Consider the following 16,079-nt stretch of genomic DNA (forward strand, 5'->3'; position numbering starts at 1 on the left):
GGCCAGAGGGGCGAAGCAGCGCGAGCAAGCGCGGTCCGGCGGCGCCCGAGGCGCGGCCGGCGGCGTGCTAAAATCCGCCGGTTACCTCCACTCCCCGAGGAAGCCATGCCCCAGCTCGCCCAGCGTGTCGGCCGCGCCAAGCCCAGCGCGATCATGGTCATCGCCGAGAAGGCGAAACAGCTGAAGGCACAAGGCCGGGACATCATCAGCTTCTCGATCGGCGTGCCCAACTTCCTGCCCGGCGAGCACGTCTACGCCGCGGCCCGCGAGGCGCTCGGCCATGACTCGGGCCAGTACGGCAGCAACCGTGGCGCCGAGCCGCTGCTGGATGCCTTCCTCGAGCACATCGAGGCGCTGGGTTTCTCCGGCTACGGCCGCATGAACCTGTCGATCGGCATCGGCGCCAAGCAGGTGCTCTACAACCTGGCCGAGGCGCTGCTCGACGAGGGCGACGAGATCTGCTTCGCCGCGCCGTACTGGACCACCTACCGCGACATCGCGGACATCGTCGGCGCCAGGATCAACGTGCTGCCGTGCCCCTCGACGCAGAACTACAAGCTCACGCCGGCGCAGCTCGAAGAGGCGCTCGAGCGCAAGCCGAAGGTGTTCCTGTTCAACAACCCGTCCAACCCGACGGGCATGGTCTACACGGCCGAGGAGATCGCCGCGCTGGCCGACGTGCTGGTGAAGTATCCGGACACCTGGATCATCACCGACGACATCTACAACTCGATGGTGTTCGACGGCATCGGCTACCACAACTTCGTGTTCGCCCGGCCGGAGTTGCGCGAGCGCCTCATCTTCGTTGACTCGGTCTCCAAGACTTACGGCATGCCGGGTTGGCGCGTGGGGCTGCTGGCGGGTCCGGAGTCGGTGGCCAAGGCCGTCACCACGCTCAACTCCAACCACATCACCAGCGTGCCCGAAGTGATCACCGCCGCCGCGGTGGCCGCCTTCAGCGGCCCGCAGGACGTGCCGCAGGCCAAATGTGCGGAGTTCGCCGCCAAGCGCGACATCGTGGTCGCCGCGCTACGCGCGATTCCCGGCGTAATCTGCCCGCGGCCGCAGGGCGCGTTCTACGCCTTCCCGGACATCTCGGTCGCCTTCGGCAAGTCCCGCAACGGCACGCCGATCGACAGCGACGTCGACGTCTGCGCGGCGTTGCTGGAAGCCAAGGGCGTGGCCTGCGTGCCCGGCTCGGCCTTCGGCGAGCCGCACTCGCTGCGCATCTCCTACACCTGCCCGACGCCGCAACTGGAGCCGGGCCTGAAGCGCATCCAGGAATTCTTCGCGGAACTGGCTTGACCGTTCCCACCCGATAACCGCCTTGGTGGGCTTGCGCGTCCACCTCTTGAACCGAAGGAGTGAAGTGATGAAAGCCCCCGTTCGAGTCGCCGTCACCGGTGCCGCTGGCCAGATCGGCTACGCGCTGCTGTTCCGCATCGCCGCCGGCGACATGCTGGGCAAGGACCAGCCGGTCATCCTGCACCTGCTGGAGATCACCCCGGCGCTGCCCGCGCTGCAGGGCGTGGTGATGGAGCTCAACGACTGCGCGTTCCCGACCCTGGCCGGCATCGTCGCCACCGACGACGTCAACGTCGCCTTCAAGGACGTCGACTACGCGCTGCTGGTCGGCGCCCGCCCGCGCGGCCCGGGCATGGAGCGCAAGGACCTGCTGGAAGCCAACGGCGCCATCTTCGGCCCGCAGGGCAAGGCGCTGAACGACCATGCCAAGCGCGACGTGAAGGTGCTGGTGGTCGGCAACCCGGCCAACACCAACGCCCTGATCGCGCAGCAGAACGCGCCGGACCTGGATCCGAGGTGCTTCACCGCGATGGTGCGCCTGGACCACAACCGCGCGCTCTCGCAGCTGGCGGAGAAGACCGGCAAGCACACGACCACGATCAGGAAGGTGACGATCTGGGGCAACCACAGCTCCACCCAGTACCCGGACCTGCACCATGCCACCGTCGAGGGCAAGCCCGCGCTGAGCCTGGTCGACCCGGCCTGGTACGAGAGCGACTTCATCCCGACCGTGCAGCAGCGCGGCGCGGCCATCATCAAGGCCCGCGGTGCCTCCTCCGCCGCGTCCGCCGCCTCCGCCGCGATCGACCACATGCGTTCGTGGGCGCTGGGCACGGACGAGGGCGACTGGGTCTCGATGGCGATCCCGTCCGATGGCTCCTACGGCATCGCCCCGGGCGTGATCTACGGCTACCCGGTAACCTGCAAGGACGGCAAGTACACGATCGTGCAGGGCCTGGAGATCAACGATTTCTCGCGTGCGCGCATGGACGCGACCGACAAGGAGCTGCGCGAGGAGCGCGGTGGCGTGGAGCACCTGTTCGCGAAGAAGTAAGGCCGCCTGCGGTGGTCTGGAAAAAGGGCGGCGATGGCCGCCCTTTTTTCTTGCCGACGCCCGCTCCGGGGTTTCCCGCCTTGGCCGCTCACCCCAGCCCTCTCCCCGGGGGGCGACGGGCGGGCCCGGCAAAGGTGTCCGACCCCTCACACCTTGCCCCCTCACCCTCCGGGGAGAGGGTCGGGGTGAGGGGCCGCTCTTGCGGCAAGCGCTACTCGTGCGACGGCTTCGAATGGGAGGATGCCGCGCCCATCGCCTCCCGCAGATAAGCCAGCAAGGCTTCATCCACCCACGTCCCGTTCATCAGATCCGGCTCCTTCATGTTCGCCTCGCGGATGCGCGCATGCGTGGCCGGATCGTCTCCCGCGTAGCTGCGGAACATCGCCATCCAGCGCCGCGCCAGCGCCTGTGCCTCGGGTGAGGAGGGCGATGCGCCCGCGACCATCGCCTTGCGCACTTCGGCGATCAGCGGCGGCCAGGCATACATCTGTTCGCCGTAGTGCTCGCGCATGAAGGCCAGCTCGTGCGGCTGCAGGTAGCGCGCATAGATCGCCAGCCGCGCCTCCACCAGCGCGCGTTCCACGAAGTGCTTCACCGCGGGCGTGATGCCGGAGAGCGCCACCATGCCCGGCTCGCTGTCGTGCATGGCGTTGAGCCGCACCACGAAGTCCGGGTTGCCGGCGGTGTCGCGCTGCAGGGTCTGCATCCAGCGCAGCGCGAGCAACTGGGCATCGTGGTCGTGAGGTGCCGCGCCACGGTCGATCGCCGCCTGCACTGCGGCCACCAGCGCCTGCCACTCGGCCTGCGCGTCGGGATCGTGGTGCATCGGCAGTTGCTGCAGTTCCTCGGGGGAGAAGTACTTCTCGTACATGGTCATCAGTTCCAGCGTGTCCAGCCAGTCGGCCAGGTCGGGGGACTGTCCGGCGGCGAGCTGCCCGCGCAGCGCGACCAGCCGCCTGCGCAGGCGGGCGGCGCGCTCGAGTTCCTGTTCGAGCTGGGCGATCTGGCGATCGATCACCTCGGCCAGCGGCTGCTCGGGTCCGGACAGGACGGTGCCGATGTCGGCCAGCGACAGGCCGAGCTGGCGCAGCGCCTGGATGCGGTGCAGGCGTTCGACGTTGGCGCGGTCGTAGAGGCGGTAGCCGGCATCGGAGCGCAGCGAGGGCTTGAGCAGGCCGATGGCGTCGTAGTGGTGCAGCGTGCGGACGGTCAGTCCGCAGCGGCGGGCGAGTTCGCCGACGGTCAGCGGCATGGTGGGTCTCCTCGTGCGTGCCGGCAGGTTCCGGCCTCACGTTACGTGAGGGTCAAGCCCCGGGACAGGGACGGGGCCGCAGTGCGCTAAAATGGCGCTTTTCCCGCGGAGCCATCCATGTCCCCCACCGCATCCCCGGGCGCCCGCTTCCGCGCCGCACTGCGCGAAGAGCAGCCCCTGCAGGTGATCGGCGCCATCAACGCCAACCACGCGCTGCTGGCCAAGCGCGCCGGCTACCGCGCCATCTATCTCTCCGGCGGCGGCGTCGCGGCCGGCTCGCTGGGCCTGCCTGACCTGGGGATCAACACCCTGGACGACGTGCTCACCGACGTGCGCCGCATCACCGACGTGTGCGACCTGCCGCTGATGGTGGACATCGACACCGGCTTCGGCCCCAGCGCCTTCAACATCGCACGCACCGTCAGGAGCCTGATCAGGTTCGGCGCCGCCGCCTGCCACATCGAGGACCAGGTCGGTGCCAAGCGCTGCGGCCACCGTCCCGGCAAGGAGATCGTCAGCACCGGCGAGATGGCCGATCGCGTCAAGGCCGCCGCGGACGCCAAGACCGATCCGGACTTCTTCCTGATCGCACGCACCGACGCCATCGCCGTGGACGGCGTCGATGCGGCCATCGAGCGCGCGATCGCCTGCGTCGAAGCCGGGGCCGACGGCATCTTCGCCGAGGCGGCCTACGACCTGCCGACCTACCGCCGCTTCGTCGACGCGGTGAAGGTGCCCGTACTGGCCAACATCACCGAGTTCGGCAAGACGCCGCTTTTCAGCGTGGACGAACTGCGAACCGCCGGCGTGGGCATCGTGCTCTATCCGCTGTCCGCCTTCCGCGCCATGAACAAGGCGGCCGAGAACGTCTATCAGGCGATCCGTCGCGACGGCCACCAGCGCAACGTGATCGACCAGATGCAGACGCGCGAGGAACTGTACGACCGCATCGGCTACCACGACTACGAGCGCAAGCTCGACGCGCTGTTCGCCAGGAAGAGCTGATCGCGTTGCAGGAGCGAGCTTGCTCGCGGTGCTTTCGGGCAGATGGCCGAAAAGCATGGGCATCGCGAGCAGGCTCGCCTGCGGCGCATTTTCAATTGCCAGGAGACCACCCATGACCGAGCAAGTCCTCCCCAAGGCCAAGAAATCCGTCGCGCTGTCCGGCGTGGCCGCGGGCAATACCGCGCTGTGCACGGTGGGCCGCAGCGGCAACGACCTGCACTACCGCGGCTACGACATCCACGATCTGGCCACCAAGGGCTGCTTCGAGGAAGTGGCCTACCTGCTGGTGCACGGCGTGCTGCCGAACTGGCGCGAACTGCAGAACTACAAGGCCAAGCTCAAGCGCCTGCGCGGCCTGCCGGCGCCGGTGAAGGGCGCGCTGGAGCTGTTGCCGGCGGCGACCCACCCGATGGACGTGCTGCGAACCGGCTGCTCGATGCTGGGCACCGTGCTGCCGGAGAAGGAGGACCACAACGTCACCGGCGCGCGCGAGATCGCCGATCGCCTGATGGCCAGCTTCGGCTCGATGCTGCTGTACTGGTACCACTTCAGCCACAACGGCAAGCGCATCGAGACGCAGACCGACGACGAGTCGATCGCCGCGCACTTCCTGCACCTGCTGCACGGCAGGGCGCCGAGCGAACTGCACGCGCAGTCGCTGGACAAGTCGCTGGTGCTCTATGCCGAGCACGAGTTCAACGCCTCGACCTTCACCGCCCGCGTGATCGCCGGCACCGGCTCGGACATGTACTCCTCGATCACCGGCGCGATCGGCGCGCTGCGCGGTCCCAAGCACGGCGGTGCCAACGAGGTGGCGATGGAGATCATCGCGCGCTATCGCAACGCCGACGAGGCCGAGGCGGACATCCGCGCGCGGGTGGAGAAGAAGGAAATCATCATCGGCTTCGGCCACCCGGTGTACACGGTGTCCGACCCGCGCAACGAGATCATCAAGGAGATCTCGCGCAAGCTCTGCACCGAAGGCGGGAACCCGACGCTGTTCGAGGTCTCCGAGCGCATCGAGAAGCTGATGTGGGACCTCAAGAAGATGTTCCCGAATCTCGACTGGTACTCGGCCAGCGCCTACCACATGATGGGCGTGCCCACCGCCATGTTCACGCCGCTGTTCGTGATCGCCCGTACCTCGGGCTGGAGCGCGCACGTGATCGAGCAGCGCCAGGACGGCAAGATCATCCGCCCGAGCGCCAACTACACCGGCCCGGAGGACCAGACCTACGTGCCGATCGAGAAGCGTTGAAGCTCAGCTGCCACCCTCTCCCTGCGTGGAGAGGGTGGACGGGCCGTGGGCACGCGGACGTGCTCGATCCTGCCTCTCCGGAAAGCCAATGCCGATGTCCAGGGCGCGACGCATGCCGCGAGGGCGACGTCGCGTCGCTGTGCTGTCCACGGCCTGTCCACGGGGGCGCTGGCTACGATGGCCTGCCGTCCACGAAGAGAGCCCAGCATGCGACATCCTGCGATACGACCCTCGTGGTCCGCGCTCGGCGCGGGCCTTGTCCTCCCGCTCGGCCTGGCCGCCAACGTGGCGATGGCGCAGGACGCGTCGCCCGTCCTGGACCGGGCGAGCGTGCGCCTCGGCGGCTATTACGCCAGCACGGACACGGACGTATCGGTGGCCGACCCGAGCGACACGCTCAGCGGCAGGATCAATCTCGAGGACGACCTGGGCTTCGACCAGGACAAGGCCGTGCCCCGGGTGCGTGCCGACTTCCTGTTCGGCGAGCACCAGGGACTGGCGCTGGACTACTACAACATCGACCGCTCCAGCCACCAGGTACTCGCACGCGACATCAGCTACGACGGCGTGACCTACAGCGCCGACGCGGATGTCCACGCCAGGCTCGATTTCGACTTCGGCAGTGCCGCCTGGCGCTGGTGGTTCGGCCAGGGTGACGATGCCTACGGCGTCGGCCTGGGCGCCGGCTGGTACCAGGTGAAGACCGCGCTCGTCGGCGATGGCGCCTACGACCCGGGTGTGGGGGGCGAGCAGCCGGTGTCGGTCGCCACCGCCAGCAACGACAGCGCCTGGGCGCCGATGCTGCAGCTGGGCTGGCGGCACCTGTTCAGCGACGACTGGCGCATCTACCTGGACGCCTCGGGAGTGCGCAAGAACGGCGGGCGCATCAGCGGGCACATCTACAACGCGGCACTGGGCGTGGAGTGGCTGCCCTGGCGGAACCTGGGCTTCGGCCTGGAGTACGGCTACAGCCAGATCAAGCTGCACTGGCGCCGCAGCATGTACGACGCCGACCTGGACATGACCCTGAGCGGTCCCCCCGCCTTCGTGAAGCTGCGCTGGTAGGCACTGGGCCCAGCGGGCACATGCAGGAGGGGCTTGCTCGCGATGCGTTTCCGGACCATCCCGGCACAAGAGCACCACGGGCAAGCTCGCTCCTGCGCGTAGCGCCTGGCGCGCTCAGGCCGGGGCGCGCCGGTTGCGCTGCGCCAGCCAGCCGCCGCCGCAGACCAGCAGGATCAGCAGCGCATCCAGCGCGTAGCCGGCCCAGGGACGGGCGTCGAACCAGCCGCGCAGCAGGTGGTCGTGCGCGACCATGCGGCCGGCGGTCCAGGCGATGGCACCGGCACCGATGTACACGATGACCGGGAAGCGCTCGATCAGGCGCAGGATCAGGGTCGAGCCCCAGACCACCAGCGGTACGCTGATCAGCAGGCCGAGGATGACCAGGCCGAGGTGCCCCTTGGACGCGCCGGCGATCGCCAGCACGTTGTCCAGGCCCATCAGCGCGTCGGCCACCACGATGGTGCGCAGCGCCGCCCAGAAGCTGTCGGCCGCATCGACCTCGTGCCCGCCCTCGTCGCCGGGCTTGAGCAGCTTCCACGCGATCGGCAGCAGCAGCACGCCGCCGGCCAGCATCAGGCCCGGCAGATTGAGCAGGTAGACCACGATGGCGGTAAGCACCACGCGCACCGCCACGGCGCCGAAGGTGCCCCAGAACACCGCCTTTCTCTGCAGCGAGCGCGGCAGGTTGCGGGCGGCCAGCGCGATCACGATCGCGTTGTCGCCGGCGAGCACCAGGTCGAGCAGGATGATGGCCACGAGGCCGGAGACGAAGTCGGTACCGCTGATGTCCATGCAAGGCTCCCGCGCGTGACTCATGGCGATGACGGCGGACACGCGCAGGGTCCGTCGCCACCGCAAAAGTCTCGTTCGCGAAAGCTCGCCGGGGTGACCGGGACGCTGCCGCGTCCGTGGTGACGATCACCGCACGATGCCGCGGGGCGGCACCGGAACTACTCCCCTTTGGGTGTTCCCCGATTGTCGGAGGCGATGCGGGGGCCGGTCAAGCGCCCGCCGGCGGCGGTCCGCCTGCACGTTCCTCCCCCGGGAAGGGAGCGGTGCGGCGGACGGGCGGATACAATGGCGGTTTTTCCTGCCGCGAGAAGCCTGCATGAGCGCCCACGACATCCGTTCCGCCGTTCGCCCCGATCCCGACCAGCCGATGGTCGATATCGCCAACTACGTGGCCGACTACCGGATCGAGTCGAAGGAGGCCTACGACACCGCGCGCTACATGCTGCTCGACTCGCTGGGCACGGCCATGCTGGCCATGAAGTTCCCCGAGTGCGTCAAGCACCTGGGGCCGCTGGTGCCGGGCGCGAACCTGCCCGGCGGCACGCGCGTGCCGGGCACCAGCCACGAGCTGGATCCCGTGCAGGGCGCCTTCGCCATCGGCACGCAGATCCGCTGGCTCGACTTCAACGACACCTGGCTGGCCGCCGAGTGGGGCCATCCGTCCGACAACCTCGGCGCCATCCTCGCGGTGGCCGACTACCTCAGCCGCAAGGCCGAGCGTGAAGGCGGCCGGCCGTTCACCGTGCGCGACGTGCTCGGCTACGCCATCAAGGCGCACGAGATCCAGGGTTGCTACGCGCTGAAGAACAGCTTCAACCGCGTCGGCCAGGACCACGTGATCCTGGTGCGCCTGGCCTCCACCGCGGTCGCCACGGCGATGCTCGGGGGCAGCAAGGAGCAGATCGTCACCGCCGTGTCGCACAGCTGGATCGACAACGGCGCACTGCGTACCTACCGCCACGCCCCGAACACCGGTCCGCGCAAGAGCTGGGCCGCGGGCGACGCCTGCCGCCGTGCGGTCACCCATGCGATCAATGCGGTCTACCGCGGCGTGGTGGGCTATCCGTCGGCGCTCAGCGCCAAGACCTGGGGCTACTACGACGTGGCCTTCAAGGGCAAGGCGTTCGAGTTCGAGCGCCCGTTCGGCAGCTACGTTATGGAGAACGTGCTGTTCAAGATCAGCTTCCCGGCCGAATTCCACGCGCAGACCGCGGTGGAGTGCGCCATGCAATTGCACGCACAGGTGGCCGGCAAGCTGGACCAGATCGAGAAGGTGGTGATCGAGACGCAGGAAGCGGGCGTGCGCATCATCGACAAGACCGGCCCGCTGGCCAATTACGCCGACCGCGACCACTGCATCCAGTACATGGTGGCGGTGCCGCTGATCTTCGGCCGCCTGACCGCCGAGGACTACAACGACGACGTGGCCGCCGATCCGCGCATCGACGCCCTGCGCGGCAAGATGGAAGTGCGCGAGAACCCGCAGTTCACCAAGGACTATTTCGATCCGGACAAGCGCTACATCGGCAATTCGGTGCAGGTGTTCTTCAAGGACGGTTCCTCGACCGAAAAGGTCTCGATTGATTATCCGATCGGCCACCGCAAGCGTCGCGCCGAAGGCATTCCGGTGCTGCTGAGGAAATTCGAGGCGGCCCTGCGCGGCCATCTGCCGGCCCATCGCGTCAAGGCCATTCTCGATGCCAGCGCCGATCCTGCCGTACTGGATGCCATGCCGATCCAGCATTTCCTCGGCCTTTTCACGGTTTGACCACAAGAGGGCCGTCGATCGGACAGGCGACCATCAGGCTGCCGCCTGTGGCGCCTGCCAGAAAAAACCCGGCCCAGGCCGGGTTCTTCTTGTTTTTCACCCTCCGTTCACGGCATACCGGCCGCAATGGCCCCCGGGGCTTTGCTGAACAAGGCCTCACTGGGGACGCCGGCGTACACGCTGGAGCACTTAACGGTTTTGCTACACTCGCGCCGCTTGCCCGTAGGGACGAAAGCGAGGGGGCGGCTCAAGCTTCCGTAGTCAAAGTGAGTTTGACGCGCGGTCCGTATGAGGTGAAACGGCTGCGAACATCAATAAATGAAGGAGACACCTGATGAAACGTAAGGGCTTGTATTTTCTTATTGCCTTGGCCCTGGGCGGCGTAGGTGCCGTTCACGCGCAGGACAATACCGCCGCCCCCAGCGATACCGCCGCCACCAGCTCCACCGATTACGACGGCCGCTGGTACATCGCCCCGACCATCGGTGGCTACTACAACGACACCGACCGCAACACCAACAGCCGCCAGTTCTATTACGGCCTGGGCGTCGGCCGTTTCATCTCTCCGAATGCCTCGATCGACCTGTTCATCGACCGCACCAAGCGCGACCGCGATACCGCCGTCGGCGGCGGCAACTGGTCGAACAACAACTTCGGTGCGGCCGCGCGCTTCTATGCGGGCGACTGGAACGCCTGGCGTCCGTACCTGCTCGCCGGCCTGATGGGCAGCTACCACCAGAATCCGGGCGACCACGGCTGGGCGCCGGCCGCCGAGCTCGGCGTGGGCGTCTCCAAGACCATCGGCGACAGCTCCGACATCCGCATCGAGACCGGCTACCGCTACGACTGGGACGACAAGAGCCAGCCGGCCCAGGACGGCTACGGCGACTGGTTCCTGGGCTTCAGCATCGTCTCCCGCTTCGGTGAGCCGGCCGCTGCGCCGCAGCCGGCCGCTGCGCCGCCGCCGCCGGCCCCGGTCAACGACTGCTCCACCAAGGACAGCGACAACGACGGCGTGAACGACTGCGACGACAAGTGCCCGGCCACCGCCGCCGGCACCATCGTCGGTCCGGACGGCTGCCCGCAGAAGGTCGTGATCGACCTGCGCGGCGTGAACTTCAAGTTCGACTATCCGAAGAAGGGTCACGTCAAGGCGGATGAAATCGGCAAGGCGCTGGCCGAACCGACCTCCGACTCGATCGCCATCCTGGACCAGGCCGTCGACACCCTGCAGCGCTATCCGCAGGTGCACGTCACCGTCGCCGGCTACACCGACTCGGTGGGTACCGATGCCTACAACCAGGCGCTGTCCGAGCGTCGTGCGCAGATCGTGTACGACTACCTGACCTCGCACGGCATCGATGCCAGCCGTCTGGAGGGCCCGATCGGCCACGGCGAGAACGACCCCATCGACACCAACGACACGGACGCCGGCCGCGCGCGCAACCGCCGCACGGAGCTGCAGGTCCAGCAGTAAGCGGACGTGCATCAGGCATGACGAAAAACCCGGCTCCGGCCGGGTTTTTCTTTGTCGGGCTGCGGCTCCGGCCCGAGGCAGGGCGGTTTTCCCTTGGCCTTGCCGCGCTTCGGGCCCGGCCGATACGCTTGCACGATGCCTGCCGCGCCGCGCCGTCCTCCAGCCTCTCCCCCTCGCGGCCCCCGTCATGGCCTGGCGCGCGTGCTGTCCAAGCGCGGCGTCTGCTCGCGCAGCCAGGCCGAGCAGTGGATCCGCGCGGGGCGTGTCGCGGTCGACGGCCGCGTGGTGCGCGATCCGGCGTACTCGATGGCCGAGGGGCAGGGCGGCATCACCGTCGACGGGCAGGCCCTGGCCGAGGCGGCCCGCGTCTACGTGATGTTCAACAAGCAGCGCGGCCTGGTGGTCAGCGCGGCCGACGAACGCGGGCGCGCCACCGTCTATGACGCCCTGGTCGAGGCGGGGCTGCCCTGGCTCGGGCCGGTCGGGCGCCTGGACAAGGCCAGCGAGGGCCTGCTGCTGCTCAGCAACGACACGGTCTGGGCCGCCGGCATCACCGACCCGGCCACGCATGTGGACAAGACCTACCACGTGCAGGTCGATCGCCTCCCCGATCCGGCCCTGCTGGCAAGGCTGGGCGAAGGGATCATGGATCAGGGCGAGCGGCTGGCGGCGCGCAAGGCCGCGTTGTTGCGCGCCGGGGAAAGGAACGCCTGGCTCGAGATCGTGCTCGACGAGGGGCGCAACCGGCACATCCGCCGGTTGCTCGCCGCACACGGCATCGGCGTGCTGCGGCTGGTGCGCGTGGCGATCGGCGGGCTCGTGCTGGGCGACCTGCCCAAGGGGCAGTGGCGGCACCTGGACGACGCCGAGGTAGCGGCGCTCAGGCGTCGCTGAGCCGGCGCTCGCGCAGCGCCCGCAGCAGATCCAGGGCGGCGGACGGCAGCGGGGTCGACGGATCGTGCAGCGCATGGATCGCGTTGCGGCAGCGCCGCTCCGGCCAGCGCAGCACGGCGATCTCGCCACGGCCGGCGGCCGCCAGCGCGCAATCGGCCGGCACGATCGACACCCCGCGCCCGGCCGCGACCCAGGCGAGCACCTCCTCCAGTTCCTCGAAGTGCGCCGTAGCGTGCAGCGACGGCACCGCCGTGCCGCAGACCTGGGCGAACCAGGTGGCAAAGACGTAGTCGCTCTCGTCGTAGGTGACGAAAGCCCGCGCCTGGAGATCGCCCGGCTCGGGGATGGCCGTCCCGGGCGAGCCGATCGCCACGATCTCCTCCTGCGCGACCGGTTCCTGGACCAGCCGGCCGGGCGGCTGCGGGCAGTGCACGAAGCCGAGGTCGGCATGCCCGGCCGCCACGCTGCGCGCCACCTCCGGGGCGGTCGGGTAGTGCATGCGCAGCGGTGTGCCGGCCAGGGGGCCGTCGCGGAACAGCGGCAGCAGCACGTAGCGGCCGAAGCCGCTCACCGCCGCGATACGCAGCGGCGCGTCGTCCGCGGCGGCGTCCAGCGCATCGCGCACGCGCGACCAGTCGCGGTGCATGCCGCGGCAGAAGTCCAGCAGCCGCAGTCCGCGCGCGTTCGGCGTGAGCCGCCCGGCCTGGCGGTCGAACAGGGGCGTGCCCAGCCGTTCCTCCAGACGCCGGAGCTGGTAGCTCACCGCCTGCTCGGTGCGATGCAGGGATTGCGCTGCAGCGCGCAGGCTGCCGGTCTCGCAGACGGCGCGAAACGCGGGCAGGTAGCGCAATTCGAAGTCCATCCGGAGGGCCGCCTCAAAATTCTTTTGCCGAGCCGCAAAGAGATTCGCATGGCCCCGGAGGGCCCACAACCGGACACTGGGCGCAGCTTCCCTTGGAGTTTCCCTGATGCCCATCCGACGCATCGCAACCCGCATCGTGCTGGCCGTGACGCTGCTGCCCGCCACCGGGCCGGCCCTGGCGCAGACAGGGCTTGCCGCGCATTTCTATTTCTATCGCCCGACCGCCGGTCAGCAGCAGGCATTCGAACAGGGCTACCGCCGGCACCTGGAGTGGCACCGGCAACACCGGGATCCGCTGGTCTGGTATGGCTGGACGATCGAGGACGGCCCGCGCGCCGGGCAGTTCGTCGATGCCAGCGTGGGCGAGCCTTTCGCCGCGTTCGACCGGCGCGTGGACGTTGCCGGCGATGCCGCCGACGCGGCGCGCAACGTGCTGCCTTACGTGACACCGCTGGCACGGCCCACCTACGTGTTGCGGCCGGACCTGGGCGCCGGCACGCCGCTGGAACATCGCCGGCCGACGGCGACGATGCAGGTGGCGGTGTTCCACCTGCGCCCGGGCACCGAGGCGCGCTTCGAGCGTGCGGTGCAGGCCGCGCGCAGGGTGCTGGCGAAACGGCCCGGGGCACCGGCGCATACCTGGTACCGGCTGGTGGTCGGCGGCGAGGCGCCGCAGTACCTGCTGCTGGTCGCGCGTGAGGGCTGGGCCGGCTACGACCGCTACGACGGGGACCTCGCCGGCCTGCTGGCGAAGGACGACACGGCGCTCGCCGACTACGCCGCGGCGGTGCGCTCGGTGGATATCGAGACCTGGCGCTACCGCCCGGAACTCAGCCTGATCCCGCCGGGCGAACAGCGAGATCGCGCGCCCCCACGCCGGGCCGCCGGGTGAGGGCGGGTCGCTCAGCCGATCACGCCGAGCCGCTTGCCGATCTTGGTGAACGCGGCGATCGCGCGGTCCAGGTGCTCGCGCGTGTGCGCCGCGCTCATCTGCGTGCGGATGCGCGCCTGGCCCTGCGGCACCACCGGGTAGAAGAAGCCGGTGACGTAGATGCCTTCCTCCAGCAACGCGGCGGCCATCGCCTGTGCCTTGGGCGCGTCGTAGATCATCACCGGCACGATCGGATGCACGCCGGGCTTGATGTCGAAGCCGGCCTCGGTCATCGCCTTGCGGAAGTACGCCGTGTTCTCCTGCACCCGCGTGCGCAGCTCGCCGGCCGAGACCAGCATGTCGAACACCTTGATCGCCGCGGCCACCACGTGCGGCGGCAGCGAATTGGAGAACAGGTAAGGCCGCGAGCGCTGGCGCAGCAGTTCGATCACTTCCTTCGGGCCGGTGGTGAACCCGCCCAGCGCGCCGCCGAGCGCCTTGCCCAGCGTGCCGGTGAAGATGTCGATCTGGTCCAGCACGCCGTGCACCTCGGCCGAGCCGCGGCCGGTCGCGCCGAGGAAGCCTGTGGCGTGGCACTCGTCGATGTGCACCATCGCGTCGTACTTCTTCGCCAGCGCGGTGATCCGGTCCAGCGGCGCGATGAAGCCGTCCATCGAGAACGAGCCGTCCGAGGTGATCAGCTTGGTACGCGCGCCGGCCGCGTCGGCCGCCTGCAGCTGCCTTTCCAGGTCCGCCATGTCGCAGTTGGCGTAGCGGAAGCGCTTGGCCTTGCACAGGCGGATGCCGTCGATGATCGAGGCGTGGTTGAGCGCATCGGAGATGACCGCGTCCTCCTCGCCCAGCAGCGGCTCGTACAGGCCGCCGTTGGCGTCGAAGCAGGCGGCGTAGAGGATGGTGTCCTCGGTGCCGAAGAAGTCGGCGATCTTGGCTTCGAGCTGCTTGTGCAGGTCCTGCGTGCCGCAGATGAAGCGCACCGAAGCCATGCCGAAGCCGTGCGTGTCCAGCGCCTCCTTGGCGGCGGCGATCACCTCCGGGTGGTCGGCCAGGCCCAGGTAGTTGTTGGCGCAGAAGTTGAGCACCTTGCGGCCGTCGGCCAGCGCGATCTCGGCCGACTGCGGCGAGACGATGATGCGTTCGCCCTTGAACAGGCCCTGCTGGCGGATCGAGTCCAGTTCGGTGGCGTAGCGGTCTTTGGCGGTATAGGTCATGGCATCAGGTCCAGGAGCAGACGACCTTGCCGCACTGGCCGGCGTCCATCAGGTCGAAGCCCTTCTGGAAGTCGTCGATGGCGATCTGGTGGGTCAGCACCTTCTGCAGCGGGAAGCCGGTCAGCACCATCTGGGTCATCTTGTACCAGGTCTCGTACATGCGCCGGCCGTAGATGCCCTGCAGCGTGAGACCCTTGAAGATCACCTTGTCCCAGTCGATGCCGGCGCCCTTGGGCTGGATGCCGAGCAGGGCGATCTTGCCGCCGTGGTACATCACCTCGAGCATGTCGTTGAAGGCGCGCGGGTTGCCGCTCATCTCCAGGCCGACGTCGAAGCCTTCCATGTGCAGGTCCTTGACCACCTCGCGCAGCGACTGGTTGGCCACGTTGACGACGCGGGTGGCGCCCATGTCGGCGGCGAGCTTGAGGCGGTAGTCGTTGACGTCGGTGACCACCACGTTGCGGGCGCCCACGTGCTTGGCGATGCCGGCGGCGATGATGCCGATCGGGCCGGCGCCGGTGATCAGCACGTCCTCGCCGATCAGGTCGAACTCCAGCGCGCAGTGCGCGGCGTTGCCGTAGGGATCGAAGAAGGCGGCCAGCTCGGACGGGATCTGGTCCGGGATCGGCCACAGGTTGGAGGCGGGCACCGCCACGTATTCGGCGAAGGCGCCGTTGCGGTTGACGCCGATGCCCACGGTGTTCGGGCACAGGTGCTGGCGGCCGGCGCGACAGTTGCGGCAGTGGCCGCACACGATGTGGCCCTCGGCCGACACGCGGTCGCCCACCTTGTAGCCGCTGACCGCGCTGCCCAGTTCGGCGATGCGGCCGACGAACTCGTGGCCGATGGTCAGCCCCTGCGGGATGGTGCGCTGGGACCACTCGTCCCATTTGTAGATGTGCAGGTCGGTCCCGCAGATGGCGGTCTTCTCGACCTTGATCAGCACCTCGTTGGGACCGATCTGCGGAACCGGCACCTCTTCCATCCAGATGCCCTGCTCGGGCTTGCGCTTGACCAGGGCTTTCATCGTCTGCGGCATGGGACACCATCGTCGGGCCCGCGGTGCGGGCGGGGAAGATGGGGATTATAGGCCGGTGCCGAACCGGCCGCTGCCGCTCAGCCCAGCGCGTGGTAGACGATGGAGAACAGCAGGCTGATGAGAATGCACACCAGCAGCCAGAAACCGAAGTTGTTCTTGTCCCAGATGGGCTTGCGGGTCACCTGCGGCTCTCCCCGCGCAGGGCGCA

Annotated in this window: 14 protein-coding genes; 9 read left to right on the top strand and 5 right to left on the bottom strand. The window is 68.6% G+C overall.

Going from position 1 to position 16,079, the window contains the following annotated elements:
• The first annotated feature begins 105 nt into the window (after positions 1-105).
• Together WAT24_RS12930 and WAT24_RS12935 are read left to right on the top strand one after the other, a co-directional pair.
• Positions 106-1,305, top strand: a complete 1,200-nt coding sequence (locus tag WAT24_RS12930; protein WP_336808304.1) for a pyridoxal phosphate-dependent aminotransferase — start codon at positions 106-108, stop codon at positions 1,303-1,305.
• 67 nt (positions 1,306-1,372) lie between these two features.
• Positions 1,373-2,359, top strand: a complete 987-nt coding sequence (locus WAT24_RS12935; protein WP_336808305.1) for a malate dehydrogenase — start codon at positions 1,373-1,375, stop codon at positions 2,357-2,359.
• 211 nt (positions 2,360-2,570) lie between these two features.
• Here WAT24_RS12935 and WAT24_RS12940 read toward each other — a convergent pair whose 3' ends face one another.
• The gene (locus tag WAT24_RS12940) at positions 2,571-3,611 is read right to left on the bottom strand and encodes a MerR family transcriptional regulator (protein ID WP_336808306.1); all 1,041 of its coding nucleotides are present in this window, start codon (positions 3,609-3,611) and stop codon (positions 2,571-2,573) included.
• Positions 3,612-3,728: 117 nt separating this feature from the next.
• Here WAT24_RS12940 and prpB point away from each other — a divergent pair, with 117 nt between their 5' ends.
• The 3 genes from prpB (at position 3,729) to WAT24_RS12955 (ending at position 6,939) form a co-directional block, all read left to right on the top strand.
• Positions 3,729-4,616, top strand: a complete 888-nt coding sequence (gene prpB / locus WAT24_RS12945) for a methylisocitrate lyase (protein WP_336808307.1) — start codon at positions 3,729-3,731, stop codon at positions 4,614-4,616.
• 112 nt (positions 4,617-4,728) lie between these two features.
• Positions 4,729-5,874 carry a bifunctional 2-methylcitrate synthase/citrate synthase gene (gene prpC, locus WAT24_RS12950; RefSeq protein WP_336808308.1) on the top strand — a complete coding sequence of 382 codons (1,146 nt, stop codon included), beginning with the start codon at positions 4,729-4,731 and terminating at the stop codon, positions 5,872-5,874.
• 207 nt (positions 5,875-6,081) lie between these two features.
• Entirely contained in the window at positions 6,082-6,939 is an 858-nt protein-coding gene (locus tag WAT24_RS12955) for a hypothetical protein (RefSeq protein ID WP_336808309.1), read from the top strand.
• 114 nt (positions 6,940-7,053) lie between these two features.
• Here WAT24_RS12955 and WAT24_RS12960 read toward each other — a convergent pair whose 3' ends face one another.
• Complete coding sequence (locus WAT24_RS12960) at positions 7,054-7,731, bottom strand: TerC family protein (RefSeq protein ID WP_336808310.1); 678 nt, start codon at positions 7,729-7,731, stop codon at positions 7,054-7,056.
• A gap of 316 nt (positions 7,732-8,047) precedes the next feature.
• Between WAT24_RS12960 and WAT24_RS12965 the strand changes: the two genes are divergently transcribed.
• From WAT24_RS12965 to WAT24_RS12975, 3 genes are all read left to right on the top strand, one after another.
• Positions 8,048-9,499, top strand: a complete 1,452-nt coding sequence (locus tag WAT24_RS12965) for a bifunctional 2-methylcitrate dehydratase/aconitate hydratase (protein ID WP_336808311.1) — start codon at positions 8,048-8,050, stop codon at positions 9,497-9,499.
• 334 nt (positions 9,500-9,833) lie between these two features.
• Positions 9,834-10,976 carry an OmpA family protein gene (locus tag WAT24_RS12970; RefSeq protein WP_336808312.1) on the top strand — a complete coding sequence of 381 codons (1,143 nt, stop codon included), beginning with the start codon at positions 9,834-9,836 and terminating at the stop codon, positions 10,974-10,976.
• A 135-nt stretch (positions 10,977-11,111) separates the two neighbouring features.
• Positions 11,112-11,870, top strand: coding sequence for a pseudouridine synthase (locus WAT24_RS12975; protein ID WP_336808313.1), 759 nt, complete (start codon positions 11,112-11,114; stop codon positions 11,868-11,870).
• Here WAT24_RS12975 and WAT24_RS12980 read toward each other — a convergent pair.
• On the bottom strand, positions 11,857-12,732 hold the full coding sequence (locus tag WAT24_RS12980; protein ID WP_336808314.1) for a LysR family transcriptional regulator: 876 nt from the start codon (positions 12,730-12,732) through the stop codon (positions 11,857-11,859). The genes WAT24_RS12975 and WAT24_RS12980 overlap by 14 nt on opposite strands.
• 106 nt (positions 12,733-12,838) lie before the next feature.
• Here WAT24_RS12980 and WAT24_RS12985 point away from each other — a divergent pair, with 106 nt between their 5' ends.
• Positions 12,839-13,624: a hypothetical protein gene (locus WAT24_RS12985; protein WP_336808315.1), complete on the top strand. Its 786-nt coding sequence runs from the start codon at positions 12,839-12,841 to the stop codon at positions 13,622-13,624.
• An 11-nt stretch (positions 13,625-13,635) separates the two neighbouring features.
• On the opposite strand, the gene kbl is transcribed toward WAT24_RS12985, so the two are convergent.
• Positions 13,636-14,832 carry a glycine C-acetyltransferase gene (gene kbl, locus WAT24_RS12990; RefSeq protein ID WP_336808316.1) on the bottom strand — a complete coding sequence of 399 codons (1,197 nt, stop codon included), beginning with the start codon at positions 14,830-14,832 and terminating at the stop codon, positions 13,636-13,638.
• Positions 14,833-14,836: 4 nt separating this feature from the next.
• Positions 14,837-15,871: an L-threonine 3-dehydrogenase gene (gene tdh / locus WAT24_RS12995; protein WP_336808317.1), complete on the bottom strand. Its 1,035-nt coding sequence runs from the start codon at positions 15,869-15,871 to the stop codon at positions 14,837-14,839.
• Positions 15,872-16,079 lie beyond the last annotated feature (208 nt).

The sequence above is a fragment of the Fulvimonas yonginensis genome (assembly GCF_037137055.1).
Lineage (GTDB): Bacteria > Pseudomonadota > Gammaproteobacteria > Xanthomonadales > Rhodanobacteraceae > Frateuria_A > Frateuria_A yonginensis.

Coding starts and splice junctions, on each gene's coding strand:
- WAT24_RS12930 (WP_336808304.1), top strand. CDS start 106: ATGCCCCAGCTCGCCCAGCGTGTCGGCCGCGCCAAGCCCAGCGCGATC.
- WAT24_RS12935 (WP_336808305.1), top strand. CDS start 1,373: ATGAAAGCCCCCGTTCGAGTCGCCGTCACCGGTGCCGCTGGCCAGATC.
- WAT24_RS12940 (WP_336808306.1), bottom strand. CDS start 3,611: ATGCCGCTGACCGTCGGCGAACTCGCCCGCCGCTGCGGACTGACCGTC.
- prpB (WP_336808307.1), top strand. CDS start 3,729: ATGTCCCCCACCGCATCCCCGGGCGCCCGCTTCCGCGCCGCACTGCGC.
- prpC (WP_336808308.1), top strand. CDS start 4,729: ATGACCGAGCAAGTCCTCCCCAAGGCCAAGAAATCCGTCGCGCTGTCC.
- WAT24_RS12955 (WP_336808309.1), top strand. CDS start 6,082: ATGCGACATCCTGCGATACGACCCTCGTGGTCCGCGCTCGGCGCGGGC.
- WAT24_RS12960 (WP_336808310.1), bottom strand. CDS start 7,731: ATGGACATCAGCGGTACCGACTTCGTCTCCGGCCTCGTGGCCATCATC.
- WAT24_RS12965 (WP_336808311.1), top strand. CDS start 8,048: ATGAGCGCCCACGACATCCGTTCCGCCGTTCGCCCCGATCCCGACCAG.
- WAT24_RS12970 (WP_336808312.1), top strand. CDS start 9,834: ATGAAACGTAAGGGCTTGTATTTTCTTATTGCCTTGGCCCTGGGCGGC.
- WAT24_RS12975 (WP_336808313.1), top strand. CDS start 11,112: ATGCCTGCCGCGCCGCGCCGTCCTCCAGCCTCTCCCCCTCGCGGCCCC.
- WAT24_RS12980 (WP_336808314.1), bottom strand. CDS start 12,732: ATGGACTTCGAATTGCGCTACCTGCCCGCGTTTCGCGCCGTCTGCGAG.
- WAT24_RS12985 (WP_336808315.1), top strand. CDS start 12,839: ATGCCCATCCGACGCATCGCAACCCGCATCGTGCTGGCCGTGACGCTG.
- kbl (WP_336808316.1), bottom strand. CDS start 14,832: ATGACCTATACCGCCAAAGACCGCTACGCCACCGAACTGGACTCGATC.
- tdh (WP_336808317.1), bottom strand. CDS start 15,871: ATGCCGCAGACGATGAAAGCCCTGGTCAAGCGCAAGCCCGAGCAGGGC.